The sequence below is a fragment of the Chloroherpetonaceae bacterium genome (assembly GCA_025056565.1).
Taxonomy (GTDB): domain Bacteria; phylum Bacteroidota; class Chlorobiia; order Chlorobiales; family Thermochlorobacteraceae; genus Thermochlorobacter.
Window position 1 is genome coordinate 136,895 of record JANWWA010000006.1, and the last position, 13,756, is coordinate 150,650.

A 13,756-nucleotide genomic window follows, 5' to 3' on the forward strand; every position below is an offset into this window, starting at 1 on the left:
TGATGTTCTCAATGTTCCTTTTAGGCGTATTTTCTGCATAGTGCTGCAGAAGTTTCTACAGCGCTCACAGCGTTTTAACCAACTTAACCAAATGGAGGCTAAACATGGCAACAGAAAAATTCCAGTTCTCGCCGACGGTTACAGATGCCAATTTTCTGATAGAGATTTATGAAACAGTAGGCACGGCGATATGCGTTACCGATGAACACGGTCGCTATGTGGAGGTTAATAAAGCCTACTGCGAGCTTTATGGCTATACGCGTGAAGAGCTGATTGGTAAATCTTTCACAATGGTGCTACCTGAATCTATGCGTGAGATAGGTCAGCAGATTCACGACGCTTTTATTGCAGGGGCACCAGAGATGCCAGCCGAGTGGCAAGTGGTTCGCCGCGATGGAAAGCTGCTTGATGTGTATGTTGTGCCAACCTTGATGATTCGAAAAGATGGCACGCGCTGCAAAGTTACTGCCGTCACCGACATTACGGAGTATAAGAAGATGAAGGAGTTTCTTCGCAGTGCAGGCGAAAAGGCAAGCGAAAAAGTCGAATCCACAAAAGCGTAACTCTCTCCTTTCTGCGAAAAAGGCTTGCGTTAGCCGCAAGCCTTTTTTGTTCATTGCCACATTGTAGTGCTATGCATCTTTAACTTCCTCACCGCTGCGGCTCACTCAATCGTGTATTCAATCAAGATTTGCTGGTCATCGTTTTCTCGAACTTTGCGGAAGTGCGAGCGAGAGAAAATCTTTTGTATGCACTCCTGAATTGCATTGATGGGCAGTGGGGCACGCAAAATTTGCACATCACTGGCGTATCCATCAGGTTGAATTAGCAGTCGCAGTTGCAGCGTGCCCTTTGCATCAGACAGTTTCAGCTCTGCACATGCTGCTTGTAGGCAAGCTAAAATGAACCGCTCTTGCGACTTCAAGGTGCGGATGACGTCTTCTTCGTCGCGCTGGCCGCGGCTGATACGTGCGCCATCGTAATGCCCACGCAGCGTTAGGCGTACTGTGCTGCTATCTTTTTGTGCCAGCGCTTGTTCAACATCGAGCAGTAGAAGTAGCAGCAAACATGCAGAGCAAAGGCTTGTCATTTTTTAGCATCCGTTTAAGAATTTATCCCAGCGAAAACTTTCACGCTGTAAGTGTCCTGTGCGTGCTACTTCTTCAGCTTTGTCCATTAGGAAAGTTGTCATTGTCTGAACAATCCATGTGTAATTATCGTGCCCAACGGAGTGGTAATCGGCATCGGGCGCAGGGTTCATATAGTCAATTGCGTAGGGCACGCCGTCTCGCACTGCAAATTCAATCGTGTTGAGGTCATAGCCCAGCGCTTCACAGATGGCGATGGAGTATTTTTCCAGCGTTTTGCGCATTTCCTCAGATGGCGTGAAATTGGCTTGATAGCGCAGGTGATGGGGATTACGCGGTTCGTAGGGCATAATGTGCACATGCTTTTTACCGACGCAGTAGCAGCGGTAGTATTCTTCAAACTCAATTCCCTCTTGCATCACCATACAGATTGTTCCTGTCTGATTGTATTTCTCGAAGAATTCTTGCGGGCTGTGGATTTTATAGACATGCTTCCAGCCACCACCGTCAAAAGGCTTGAGCCACAGCGGGAAACCGACATAGTCGAAGCACTCTTGCCAGTTGAGTGGGTAAATCAAATTGCGCATGGACTCGGAGGTAGTATTTGGTGGGTGCTCATTGCTTGGCAAGACCACCGTTTTCGGCACGGGAATTCCCATTCGTGTTGCCAGTGAGTAGTTGAAGAATTTATCGTCGGCGCTCCACCAGAATGGGTTATTGACCACATATGTGCCACTTAGCACGGCGTTTTTTAGGTAAGCGCGGTAGAAGTCAATTTCGTGCGAAATGCGGTCTAAAATGATGGTGTAAGGGCACGGCTCAGCCATTTTAATTCCCCCGATTTTGATGAACTCCGCTACGATTGGACGCTTTTGTGCCTCTGCTTCACGGTTGATGTTTGCAATCAAGCCCTCGGGGAAAGAATTCTCTTGGCCGCGCAGAATACCGATGCGCAGCGGTTCGCTGAACTTGCGTGGCGCCGCCATCGCTTCAGTGGACTGGCTTACTGTCCCATCTGTTCGGCTAGTGTGCGCTTTTTTCCCTTTTGGCATAGCGTTGGTTTCTGGTTGAATTTGCAGTAAAAAGCGGCGCAAATTATGAAAAGTTTAGATTCTCTGATTTCCTTCATAGACCCTGAAACTTTTGAGGTCAGCTCTCCGTTTTGACTGACCGCAAGTCATTTTCTAACTCAAAGTCATTTAACCGCATACCAATGTCAAAGTTAGCGCGAGTTTGGGTAGTGCTGTGCTTAATAAGCATCTGCGTGCATAGTGCTGCACCTGCACAAGTGCGTCGTCTATCGCTTGATGACGCAGTTGCTCTGGCAATGGAGTATAACCGAGAGCTGCGGGTTGCAAAGTTAGAACAAGCCAAAGCGGAGCAATCGGTGCGAGAAGCATGGGGCAATGTGTATCCTTCACTGACGCTCACGGGACAGTTTGCACATAGTTTCCGTAACACCAACTTTTTCATCTTTCCCGCAGGATTCGGCTTGCCGCCCGGCGCACCTGCCAGCGGCGCTGGTAGCAACGCTCCGACGCAGATTGTTGCTACAGGCATTAACAACATTAACGCCACGCTGCAGTTTACGCAGCCAATTTATCGTGGCGCTATTTTCGCGGGTATTCGCGCTTCTACGGTTGTTGATGCTATCAGCGATGAATCTTTTATTGCGGCGCGCGCCAATACGGTTACCGATGTCAAAAAAGCCTACTATGATGTGCTCATTGCACAAGAATCCGCTAAGCTGATTGAGCAAAGCATTGCTCGCAATGAACAAGCCCTGCAAGACGTGCGCTTGCTTTATCGTCAAGGCTTAGCAGCAGACATTGATACCTTGCGCGCTTACCTTGCCGTCGAAAACTTGCGACCGCAGCTTATCAAAGCACAAAATGCCGTAGAGACTGCCAAAACTATGCTCAAAGTTAAAATCGGTCTGCCCACCAGCGAGGAACTGGAACTGACCGATGCTCTCCGTGCCCAGAATTTGATTCCAACGCCTTCTTTTGCTGATGCATACACAGAAGCCCTGAAAAATCGCCCTGAGGTGCGGCAATTGGAGCTACAGGAGCGCGCCAACACCGAGCAAATCGCAGCCGAGTTTTCCAATATGCTGCCTACCTTAGACCTCTTTGCACAGGCTCAGGTGCTGACCTTGCAAAACAATTTCAACATTGGCTCTTACCAATGGGGCACCAACTTGGCAGCTGGGTTGCAGCTTTCCGTGCCCATCTTCTCAGGCTTCCGCAACGATGCCCGTCTGCAGCGCGCCGAGCTTGAACGCAAACAAACCCAAGCCCGTCTGGAAAACCTGCAAGAACTTATCCGCTCAGAAGTGCTGGTGGCACTGGCTAACTTAGATGAAGCTAAAAAGCGAATTGCCGTGCAAGCTACCACCGTGCAATCTGCAGAACGCAGCTATGCCATCACGCGCAGCCGCCGTCAGCAAGGCATTGGCTCGCAGCTGGAACTGACTGATGCAGAGCTGGCGCTCAATCAAGCCAAAGTCAACTACCTGCAAGCCGTCTATGATTACCTCATCGCCAAAGCCAACTTGGAGAAAGTCTTAGGGCGTGCTGGACGCTTAGACATAAAGCCATAGCCTGCTTTGCACATAGAGCGTAACGCATAGTGCGGCTCAGGGTTGTTTGCCAAAGAGAGCAAGGCGTTCTTTTTCACCATGCTTTTGGAAATGGTAGTACTTTTTGTATCTTCCGAACTGCCACCCCCTCGCACATGTTGCTTTTGAAGTAGTAAAGTGGAGGAGTAGTATGAATCAGCCCTGCTCTCTTGATCGCCTTCGCTCAGACGTCCTGCAACTTTTTGACGCCGTCTGGTCTGCGAAGTCTTCTACCTTTTCTGAGACTTCGATTTTTCAGAAACTCCAAATGCAGGCTTTAATTGAGCGTATCGCAGACGAGACCTACTTGCGCTTCCTCTATGATTCTCTAAGGCAGCAGCAAGAGCAGTTGCGAAAGTAGCCTCTTGGCGCTTATATGTTGTTTGACTCTTAGCTCTTTTGCTCTTGCTACTCTCCTCACACCCAAAGCAGAATGGCTGTGCTATAGCGCAGTAATGAACTTTCTGCTTAGTTCCCCGCCTCTGGAGACTTTGCCTACTTTGTGCAGCGTCTCGCTATGTATATTTGTTAAAAGGCTGATATGAGCATCATCATTCACAAGGCTCGGATTATTAATCCAGCGGAGTCTTTAGACAAGGTGGGCACGCTTCAGGTTTCTGAGGATGGCATGCTTGAAGCAATGTGGTTTGGTGAAGATGCGCTGTCACTTTCTCCTTCGCTCTTTGCTTCTCACACGGTAATTGACTTTTCTGATGGGATTGTGGCGTCAGGCTTATTTGATATGCATTGCCACTTTCGTGAGCCGGGCTTCGAATACAAGGAAACAATTGAGACGGGTGTGCGCTCTGCACTGGCAGGCGGCTTTACGGGTGTAGCGGTTATGCCTAATACCGAACCACCGATTGACAATGCGGCTGTGGTGGCGTTCATCAAGTCTCGTGCCGCTAAGCTGCCCATTGACCTTGAAGTGATTGGGGCTATCACAGTTGGACGCAAGGGCGAGCGCATTGCACCCTTTGGTGAACTGGCTGAGGCTGGCGTGCGTGCGCTCTCCGACGATGGGGCTCCCGTGATGAACTCACGCGTGATGCGTCTGGCATTTGAATACGCATCTCAGTTCAATTTGCTGCTGATTCAGCATTGTGAAGATACAGCGCTTTCACACGGTGGCGTTATGAACGAAAGCCTGTATGCTTCGCTGCTTGGCTTGCGTGGCATTCCTTCTATTGCTGAGTCAATCGTGCTGTCTCGTGATTTACAGCTTTTGCGCTATTTGCTGGCGCAGAAATCAGGTGCCATGCCTTTTGTGCCACGCTATCACGTGGCGCATATCAGCACCAAAGAAGCGGTTGAGCTTGTGCGGCGTGCAAAGGCTGAAGGTCTGCCTGTCACGGCAGAAGTGACACCGCACCACTTTACACTTTCGGACAAAGATGTTTTTGAATCAGGCTATGATGGCAATTTCCGAATGAATCCGCCCTTGCGCAGCGAGCACGACCGTCAAGCCATTTTAGACGCAATTGCAGATGGCACGATTGATGCGATTGCAACTGACCATGCGCCACACGCCTGTCACGAAAAAGAGTGTGGCATTTCGCAGGCTGCATTTGGTATTGTCGGACTTGAAACCTCTGTTGGTTTGACTTTTACAGAACTGGTGCACACTGGACGGATTTCTGCCTATCGCGCCATTGAACTGCTCTCTACTGCGCCACGTCGTATTTTAGGCTTGCCTCCTCTTCGCTTTGAAGTTGGTAAGCTCTTAAACGCCACGCTCATCGCTCCATCAATGGAATGGATAGTTGAGCCGTCTCAATTTTCAAGCAAGTCCAAGAACTCACCTTTTGCACATCGCATTCTGCGCGGTAAAGCGATTGGCATAATTCACAAAGGCAAAGTAATTTTGCCCAGTATAGTTATGCGCTCAACTTAGGCTTTTTTCATCGCAATGAATCGCACGCTTTCCAAATATGTAACGCTGCTGCGGCAGAATGATTTTAAGGCTACCAAGCCTCGCATTCGCATTCTTGAAATTCTCGACCGCGCCCAAAAGCCCCTTACTGCTGCTGAAATTCACTCTCAGCTTTCGCGCTACAAGATTGACCTTGCAACGGTGTATCGCTCGCTCAATAAACTTGCCGATGCTGGCATTGCCACACGCGTAGAACTGGGCGATGAATTCACCCGTTTCGAGCTATCTCGCTCGCCAGTGCATCATCATCATATTGTTTGCATAGATTGTGGCACAGTCAAGGAAATTGACCTTTGCAACTTAGATGCGATTGCTAGTGACATTTCTCGTGCCACAGGCTTTACACACATTGAGCATCAAGTTGTCTTTCGTGGCTACTGTGCGTCCTGTGCCACTCATCATCAGGATTTGCAGCCCTCGTGAAGTCCTCGCTTTTGATTGGCACACGTTCCAGTCCGCTTGCGCTCTGGCAGGCTGAGTTTGTGCGTGCAGAGCTTCATGCACGCTTTCCGCATCTTCAAATCGAACTCTATCCTATCAAAACGACTGGCGACAAACTTCTCGACTCCCCTCTTTCCAAAATTGGCGACAAAGGTCTTTTTACGCGCGATATTGAACAGGCTTTGCTTTCTGGCGAAATTGACCTTGCTGTCCACAGCCTCAAGGATTTACCCACTCAGCTACCAGATGGACTCACGATTGCAGCTGTAACGGCAAGAGAAGCCACGCACGATGTTTTGATTTCTAATGCTGGCTATACGATTGATACGCTTCCGCCCGCTGCCTGTGTGGCTACAGGTAGTCTAAGACGACGGGCGCAACTGCTGGCTCGACGTCCTGACCTGAGAATCGCAGAAATGCGGGGCAATCTTCACACACGCCTCCGCAAGTTTGATGAGTGCAATGCGTTGCCCTTACATCACCCAGCGCACTTGGACGCAATGGTCTTAGCCTTTGCTGGCGTACATCGGCTTGGGTTAGACCACCGCATTTCCGAACATATTTCGCTCGACCTACTCCTGCCAGCCGTTGGACAAGGCACACTTGCCTTAGAGACGCGGCACGACGATTCAGAAACCCTTGCCCTTGTGCGCCCCCTCAACGATATGCCCACTTTTCTTTGCATCACCGCTGAACGCAGTTTTTTGCGCTACTTGGAAGGCGGTTGTCAAATTCCGATTGGTGCGCTGGCAACTTTGCAAGGGGCAACCCTTTCGCTTTCTGCCTTTATTGGCGCTCTAAATGGGCAGCCTTTCGTGCGCAACCAGCTCTCAGAGGTTGGTTTCTTGGAGCCACTCTCCTCTCAGGTTGCACGTGCAGAGGCGCTTGGGGTTCATCTGGCAGAACAGATGCTGGCTGCAGGCGGACGCGAAATTCTCTCCTCTATTCGCGCATCCAGTTCACAACACTGATTTTACTGACTTAGCGCAGTTTCTATCATCACCCTATAGGCATTTGGTTTTTCAACCAAGCCTCCCACGACTGCAACAGGCAGGCTTGGCTCGGTTATGCTTTTCAGATGCCGCACAAATTCCGAGACGCGCTGCGCTTCGGTTTGCAAAATGGTCTCTGCCGTGCTACTCCCTTGCTCAGCCAGTTTGATGATGTCTTCTGCCAGTTTTTGCACGGGAAAGTTTTCTTCATAGACTTTTCTTAGTGTGCTTTCTCGACTTTTGAAATGCTTTCGCATTGCATTTTGGAAGACTTCATCTACAAAGAAGCCATCGAGCAAGCGTAGATACTTTTCCAGTGCAGCGATGCCGATTGCCCAACCGCTGCCTGCATCACCAATCCACCGACCATAGCCACCGATGCGCACGGTGCGGCGGCCTACTCTTGCAGCAAAGACGGAGCCAGTGCCCAACATCACCACTATTCCATCTTGATTTGGGAAAGACCGTTCCAATTGCAGTTCCCAATCACTTACGACCCTTAGTGCCTTGCCTCTCAGGGCTTTCGTTGAAGCAAGGGTATGCGTCAGCGCATGCTGCGCGCTTTTGTCGGACAGCCCTGCTAGTCCAATCAGCACCGAATGGGTCTTTTGCAGCTCAGGCAGGGTGGCAATTGTCTTTGCAAGTTGCTTTGCGCTAAAAAGATGCGCGTTGAAGTTTCCTCGAATGCGCCGCACCAGTTGCCACTTGCCTGCTTGGGTGATTTGCCAAATTTTAAGGCTTGTGCCTCCGCCGTCTAAGACGAGCATTTGTGCTGGAATTCAGCATCTTTTCTTTTTTAGGCTGCACTTAGGACTGACGCAGTGCTCGCAATTGTGCTAAACGATTGCCGCTATATAGCTTGCGATTGAAGGTATTGCCTTTGCACGGATTTGAAAGGTCTTCTCGCTGCGGAATCGGCTCACCGTATAGGTCGCAGGTGTGTGTGGCACCGTTGTAGTTGGTGCAATATGGACACGCTGCAGCAATGTGAATATGTGCAATCAGCTTGCCACTGGTGTCGCGCATCGCCTCTTTTGCCCACTGTGGCGCAGGGGAGTGCTCAATGCTGAATGCTTGAGTGCTTACTTGCGATTGCTCAAGCGTGGCTGAACTGCGGCGGGAAAACTGGAACATTTTGATACAACTGTTTTGTTTACTACTCTACCTCGAAGCGAATGTAGCGCTTTTTTCTGTAGCGCGCAACTGCTCGTGCTTGCTTTTCTCCTACTCTTCTCCCAGAAAGCGCACTCTTAGCGACGTTGCGTATATTGAGACCTATGCCAGTTTTGCCCAGAGCTATGCGTATCTGCTCCGTTTTTTCACTGCTTCTCTTCTGTGCTTTTCTTTTCCCTACTTTGGCGCAGTCTCAAGATTCACAGAACAGAGATATTCTCTTGCTTTTGCAAGAAGGCATCCATCGTTTGAACCAGAAAGAGTATGAGGCTGCAATTAACTTTTTTAACGAGGCCCTTAAGCTTAGTCCGAACAACACCATTGCGCTCATCAACCGTGGGATTGCCGAGGCTAGATTAGGTCAGTTTCGTGCAGCGATTTTAAGCTACACTGCTGCGCTAAACATTGATTCAAGTGAGTTTCGCGCCTACTACAATCGCGGTCGAGCCTATATGGACATTCAGGATTATGCCCGCGCACTCAGCGATTTTAGTCAAGCCATTCGGCTTGATAGTGGCTACGCAAATGCATACATCAATCGCGCAAATGCCCGTATGCAGCTCGGCGACTCTACAGGCGCCTATCAGGACTATATTCAAGCGGCAAAGCTCGGCTCTACTAAATCACGCGAGTTCTTGAAAGCACGAGGTATCGACTGGGAAAAAGCAAAGTAGCTTATTTGTTCCCCCTCTCCTTGCCAAGAGAGGGGTCAGAGTGCAGGACGGTTAGTCGTCAAGCCCCCTACTTCATCAACACCATTTTCCGACTCTCCACATACTGCCCTCGCCCAGACACTGCTTCAAGACGATAAATGTATATCCCACCACTTAACCCACTTGCCACAAACCGCACCTCATAGCGCCCTGCTTCCCTACGCCCCTCTACTAATCTTGCCACCTCTCGCCCCAATAGGTCATACACCGCTAGCCGCACCTCCGCTGGCTCAGGCACTTCAAACGCAATCACCGTGCCCGGATTGAACGGATTCGGATAATTCTGCTCCAAGCGAAACTCCCGACTGACCCGCCGACCTAGCACCTCCACCCGCCACCCATACTCATGCACCGTGCCGTCAAAATCCACCGACCGCAACTGATACACATACCGCTCCCCTTCCCGCACTTGCTCATCCAAGTAGCGATACGCCCGCCCCAGTGGCGTGGTGCCTGCACCTTGCAGCGCCGCTTGCTCTCGGTAGTGCGCCACCACCTCACCGTTGCGCAACAGAATGAAACCCGCATTATTCAGCTCCGATGCCGTCTTCCAGCGCAACTCCACACCCAAACCCGTCGCCTTGCCCACAAACTCCACTAACTCCACAGGCAACGGATTGTCCGATACATTTACCGTGCCCAGCGCTACATAAAAGTTTGGGTTCGTCGTCGTGATGGTCTCCGTAAATGGGTCTGATGTAATCGGGTTCGGCACGCTTGAAACTGAGCCACCTCGGTTGAGCCACTGGAACGGAGTGCTGCCTTGAAGAATGGTTGCCACACGTGTATTCGGTGGATTCAAGGCACCATCGTCTGTATTGACTTGCACGGTTGCCTGCGTTACATCTAGGTTGGATGTTCCTGTGTTGGTGAATTGATAGTGGCGCAGCTGTGAGACGCCTTGCAACGGGGATTGGTAGGCACTGGACACAGTGCTACCGGGTTGTGGGATGAGTTGTCCCAACAGCGCAGCGCCACTGGCGGCGGCTTGGGCTTGCAGCGTTACGGGGCGATAGAGTGCGGCATCGCCGAGGGGGTAGAGATAGCTGCCTGAGACAGTGGAGATAGCTCGTTCGATGCGTCCGTTGATATGCCCTGAGGTGCGGACGACGGAGCTGGGTGCAGCGTTGGTCACTCGCACGGTATCAGTAGCGTCGACGGTTACAATGCCGCCTGAAAGCGTCAGGGTGTTGCCCACTACGGCGCTACCGCCTGAGAGGTTTTTATTCAAGCCGCTAATGACAAGGTTGTGATACTGCACATTGGGCGCAAAGGTGCTCGTGCCATTGCGCGGCGTGATGGCTTGCGCCGCAACATTGTTGCTATACTCTATCGTGCCGCTGGTATTAATGCTTGTTAAGTTCCAGCCGCCAATTGGGCCTCCAGTTGCTGGTGCTTCTTCTCCGTAGAAAAGCGTTACGTCTGGTGGCGCTCCTCCGCTTGGATAGGTATCTTGCCCCGTTCCTAAACCGTGCACATCATTTACCAGAATCCTACCGTTTGGTCCCATACTGAGGAAGGTTACGCCAGAGCCGCCCCCAGTGCGTGTAGCAATGAGCGCTGCACCATCATCGCATATCAGTGTTCCATTCACAAACAGGGTGCGCTGATTCATCAGCCCCATTGCCGCACCTGATACTACTCTAAGAAAGGCGTTTGGGGCCACTTCCCAGTCAGAAATTGCATTTGTCTCAGAGCCTGTGCCTAACCACATTTCTTTTGGAGCATAGAAAATCGCTGGGTTGCTGATGCTTGTTCCCCCTGTGAAGCGTAGCAGCGGCATGCTCAGTGAGAAACCACTTCTTAATCCATTGTAGCGGCTGGTATTTTTGACCGTAAAATTGCCACCAAAATTAAATTGAATTGTTCCCGTAGGCGGTGAGATCGGTAACGACAACGGACTAAATCCATTCGCGGTCAAAAGCAGCGTTGCGCCCGTTGTGCCATTCCCCGTATTGAAATTACCGTTCACGTTCAGGATTGCACCTGCTGCCGCTGTGGCTTTTGGAGAAGTGAGCACGATTCCAATACCTTCATTAGGGTGTGTCAGGTCTGGCGCAAGAATATCTTGCTGCACAGTTAGAGTCGTAACTGCATTAGCTGCACTACTCAGCACCATACCTGTATTGAATCTCGCACGGTCTGGCTGCCCTCCTCCAGCGGGGATATACGCCGCTTCACTTGTCGACGTGCCGATATTAATGTTACCTGTAACGGTATGGGAGAGTGTGGCACCTGGGTTAGCGTTCCAGATTAGTATCCCACGAGATAAAAACACATCACCTTGAATATTCAAGGGAGTGAATACACGCGTTGCGTTATCCTCCTTGTAGTCACCTGCAAATGCAAGCACCCCACGTGCCTGGCCGCCAAGATTTTGAATTGCTAATCCTCGCATAGTAATAGCTGGCGCGCCTGCCTGACCAATAATCTGCTCACGACTTGTTTGTTCTGGGTCATCAAATACGAAGCTCGGTGGTGGGGTAGGGTTGAATGAAGCATTAAGACCTGGCGGCGGTGTGGGCGAGGAATTGACCATTAACAGGTTGTTCAAATCATATGAACCGCTGCCGATAAGCTGCTGCTGCCCTTCATCGTTTCGAGTGAACACCACGTTGCAGATGTTGAACTCAGTAGGGTTATTGAATTGGTTAAAACCCACCACTCCATTGTTGTTAAAGACAGTTGATGTGTTTGGCGGGTCAGTTGGCAAAGGCGAAAGTTGCAAGGTGTGTGTCGTAGTGGTGCTTAGTGGCAGTATCACCCCAAATTGCCCACCCGAATTCACAGTCACATTCCTTACAATAACTGTGCGTCCTGTCCCTGTGGCATCAAACTGCAATGTCCCACCACTATTGACCGTAATAGACTGTAAGGGAAACGGTGGCGTCACGTTGATTGTAACCGTGTGCCCAGCATTGATTGTAACGACCGCATTGTTACTTAGCTCTCCTGGGTATGTTCCCGTCGCAGTAGTATTCCAAATGCTTGGGTCACTCCAGTTTCCTGAACTGATGCTGGTGTAGGTGGTTTGTGCCCAAGCGGTGGAGAGGCTTAGTGCCCAGCAGGCAAGCCACACAGCGGCCAGTCGTCGCACGCTTTGCATCACTTGTTGTATCGCTTTAGTCATTGCTACATCCGTTTAAGTTAAAGAGACTTGCGTATTACACTCTACATTCTACACATCTTGCTTCCCTCTTTTAGGCAGACAGCGGTCAGCTCAAACCTGTGCGGCACGGAGAGCACGATAGCTTGCACTTTGCGCACCCTTACTGCCAAAGCGATGCCGTGTTTGCTCTCTTGACCGAAAAGCGCTGCACCGCATACTGAATCCTCACCTATTTTCGCCCTGCTATGCCTTGTGCAGAACGTGCAGTCAGACTTTGCGAGTGCACAAAGGCACACGAGAACTTCAAAGCGTGCTTTACTTCAACGCATCACGCAAGCTGCATATTGCTTGCATTTTTCTCAGATTTTCCCTCAGCGGCTTGGATTTCAAGGGCAGCAGTGTGCCGTGAGAGTTTTCGGGGTAGGCTTACTTTGGGAGACGCTCTCCCTGCAACACTCTCTTTCTTCCCCTCTCGAACATGCTCGCTTCGCGTGCCATTGTGTTTTGTTTTTTGGTGATGGGTACAGTTGTAAAATTAGGTCTTTTTCACTTGCGTTTCAACTAAGTGCTCGTAAGAATGTGACTTCTATCACACCTCATCTTTTCTGTCACGCTGCCAGCTACTCCGCTCACTTTTACTTGAAGTTTGCTTTCGCTCGCAAAAGGCATTGCACCACTTTTTCAAAATGAGAAATCACTCTCCAAACTGCACAAAATGCCGCATTTCATTCTCAAAGTGAGAAACTGAATATTCCGTTATGCTCTTTTTTGAAAAAAGTTTTCAATTTTTTTGCCGCAACCATTTCACTCACCTAAATTTGCTTCGCATCACAATTGCGCTTGCAGCATTTTTCCCTGCATAGATGCCCTGCGGAAAGCACGCAACAGCGTATTTCTACTTGCAAGCGTATCCACTCTGAAGGCACAGAAATTGCTTGCCTCTTTACGAGGCAGAGCCCGACTCTAACAACACTTTTTTCCAGAAAGCACCAGCTTTGAGCCGCTTTCATCACAGACTAAACAAAGGAGGAACGCTATGTATGTCATTAAGCGTGATGGCTCACGCGAAGAAGTCAAAATCGAGAAAATTTTGCATGCGGTTTCGCGCGCGTGCCGCGGCATTGAAAACGTCGTTCCGCTGGAAGTCGCCAAGCGCACCATCAACGGACTGCACGAAGGCAGCACCACCGAAGAGCTCGACAATCTCTCGATTGAAACCGCCGTGATGCTCACGGTCGAAGAGCCGAACTATTCCAAAGTCGCCGCCCGAATGCTCGCCGAGACCATTCGCAAAGAAGCAGGACGCGACGAAGCCTTCCGCGATTACGTCAAAACCGCCGACGAACTGGGCTTGATTGATAGTCGCGTGCGCGCGCTCGCCGAAGAAGACTTGGACGCGATTGAATACGCCATCGACCACGACCGCGACGACCTCTTCGAATACTTCGGACTTCGCACCATCTACGACCGCTATCTTCTGCGACACCCGAAAACGCGCAAAGTCATCGAGCGCCCGCAATGGATGTTTATGCGCGTCGCCTTGGGTCTCTCGAAGAACATCGCCGAAGCGATTGAGTTCTACGACATCATCTCGAACTTTCTTTATATGCCCTCCACGCCGACGCTCTTCAACTCAGGCACGCGCCATGCGCAAATGAGTTCGTGCTACCTGCTCACGGTCGGCGAA

General features: G+C 50.5%; 12 protein-coding genes. 7 read left to right on the forward strand and 5 right to left on the reverse strand.

Features of this window, described 5'->3' with window-relative positions:
* The first annotated feature begins 104 nt into the window (after nt 1–104).
* The gene (locus NZM05_06695; GenBank protein ID MCS7013303.1) at nt 105–563 is read left to right on the forward strand and encodes a PAS domain S-box protein; all 459 of its coding nucleotides are present in this window, start codon (nt 105–107) and stop codon (nt 561–563) included.
* Between the two features lie 101 nt (nt 564–664).
* Here NZM05_06695 and NZM05_06700 read toward each other — a convergent pair whose 3' ends face one another.
* Nucleotides 665–1,090, reverse strand: a complete 426-nt coding sequence (locus NZM05_06700) for a hypothetical protein (protein MCS7013304.1) — start codon at nt 1,088–1,090, stop codon at nt 665–667.
* A 3-nt stretch (nt 1,091–1,093) separates the two neighbouring features.
* Entirely contained in the window at nt 1,094–2,140 is a 1,047-nt protein-coding gene (locus NZM05_06705; protein MCS7013305.1) for a hypothetical protein, read from the reverse strand.
* 161 nt (nt 2,141–2,301) lie between these two features.
* On the opposite strand from NZM05_06705, the gene NZM05_06710 reads away from it, so the two are divergent.
* The 4 genes from NZM05_06710 to hemC all read left to right on the forward strand — a co-directional run bounded on the left by NZM05_06710 (nt 2,302) and on the right by hemC (nt 7,053).
* Entirely contained in the window at nt 2,302–3,690 is a 1,389-nt protein-coding gene (locus NZM05_06710) for a TolC family protein (protein ID MCS7013306.1), read from the forward strand.
* Between the two features lie 559 nt (nt 3,691–4,249).
* Nucleotides 4,250–5,602, forward strand: a complete 1,353-nt coding sequence (locus NZM05_06715) for a dihydroorotase (protein ID MCS7013307.1) — start codon at nt 4,250–4,252, stop codon at nt 5,600–5,602.
* A gap of 15 nt (nt 5,603–5,617) precedes the next feature.
* Nucleotides 5,618–6,064 carry a transcriptional repressor gene (locus tag NZM05_06720; GenBank protein MCS7013308.1) on the forward strand — a complete coding sequence of 149 codons (447 nt, stop codon included), beginning with the start codon at nt 5,618–5,620 and terminating at the stop codon, nt 6,062–6,064.
* Nucleotides 6,061–7,053: a hydroxymethylbilane synthase gene (gene hemC, locus NZM05_06725; GenBank protein ID MCS7013309.1), complete on the forward strand. Its 993-nt coding sequence runs from the start codon at nt 6,061–6,063 to the stop codon at nt 7,051–7,053. Before NZM05_06720 ends, hemC begins: the two co-directional genes overlap by 4 nt.
* A gap of 2 nt (nt 7,054–7,055) precedes the next feature.
* Here the strand turns inward: hemC and NZM05_06730 are convergent, their stop codons facing one another.
* Together NZM05_06730 and NZM05_06735 are read right to left on the reverse strand one after the other, a co-directional pair.
* Entirely contained in the window at nt 7,056–7,841 is a 786-nt protein-coding gene (locus NZM05_06730) for a hypothetical protein (GenBank protein ID MCS7013310.1), read from the reverse strand.
* A 40-nt stretch (nt 7,842–7,881) separates the two neighbouring features.
* Nucleotides 7,882–8,208, reverse strand: a complete 327-nt coding sequence (locus tag NZM05_06735; GenBank protein ID MCS7013311.1) for a hypothetical protein — start codon at nt 8,206–8,208, stop codon at nt 7,882–7,884.
* 164 nt (nt 8,209–8,372) lie between these two features.
* Between NZM05_06735 and NZM05_06740 the strand changes: the two genes are divergently transcribed.
* The gene (locus tag NZM05_06740) at nt 8,373–8,921 is read left to right on the forward strand and encodes a tetratricopeptide repeat protein (protein ID MCS7013312.1); all 549 of its coding nucleotides are present in this window, start codon (nt 8,373–8,375) and stop codon (nt 8,919–8,921) included.
* 67 nt (nt 8,922–8,988) lie between these two features.
* On the opposite strand, the gene NZM05_06745 is transcribed toward NZM05_06740, so the two are convergent.
* Nucleotides 8,989–12,090 (reverse strand): T9SS type A sorting domain-containing protein, encoded by a 3,102-nt coding sequence (locus tag NZM05_06745; protein ID MCS7013313.1) that lies wholly within the window; start codon nt 12,088–12,090, stop codon nt 8,989–8,991.
* Between the two features lie 1,015 nt (nt 12,091–13,105).
* Between NZM05_06745 and NZM05_06750 the strand changes: the two genes are divergently transcribed.
* A partial coding sequence (locus tag NZM05_06750; protein MCS7013314.1) for an ATP cone domain-containing protein occupies nt 13,106–13,756 on the forward strand: 651 nt, incomplete at its 3' end.

Coding starts and splice junctions, on each gene's coding strand:
- NZM05_06695 (MCS7013303.1), top strand. CDS start 105: ATGGCAACAGAAAAATTCCAGTTCTCGCCGACGGTTACAGATGCCAAT.
- NZM05_06700 (MCS7013304.1), bottom strand. CDS start 1,090: ATGACAAGCCTTTGCTCTGCATGTTTGCTGCTACTTCTACTGCTCGAT.
- NZM05_06705 (MCS7013305.1), bottom strand. CDS start 2,140: ATGCCAAAAGGGAAAAAAGCGCACACTAGCCGAACAGATGGGACAGTA.
- NZM05_06710 (MCS7013306.1), top strand. CDS start 2,302: ATGTCAAAGTTAGCGCGAGTTTGGGTAGTGCTGTGCTTAATAAGCATC.
- NZM05_06715 (MCS7013307.1), top strand. CDS start 4,250: ATGAGCATCATCATTCACAAGGCTCGGATTATTAATCCAGCGGAGTCT.
- NZM05_06720 (MCS7013308.1), top strand. CDS start 5,618: ATGAATCGCACGCTTTCCAAATATGTAACGCTGCTGCGGCAGAATGAT.
- NZM05_06730 (MCS7013310.1), bottom strand. CDS start 7,841: ATGCTCGTCTTAGACGGCGGAGGCACAAGCCTTAAAATTTGGCAAATC.
- NZM05_06735 (MCS7013311.1), bottom strand. CDS start 8,208: ATGTTCCAGTTTTCCCGCCGCAGTTCAGCCACGCTTGAGCAATCGCAA.
- NZM05_06740 (MCS7013312.1), top strand. CDS start 8,373: ATGCGTATCTGCTCCGTTTTTTCACTGCTTCTCTTCTGTGCTTTTCTT.
- NZM05_06745 (MCS7013313.1), bottom strand. CDS start 12,090: ATGACTAAAGCGATACAACAAGTGATGCAAAGCGTGCGACGACTGGCC.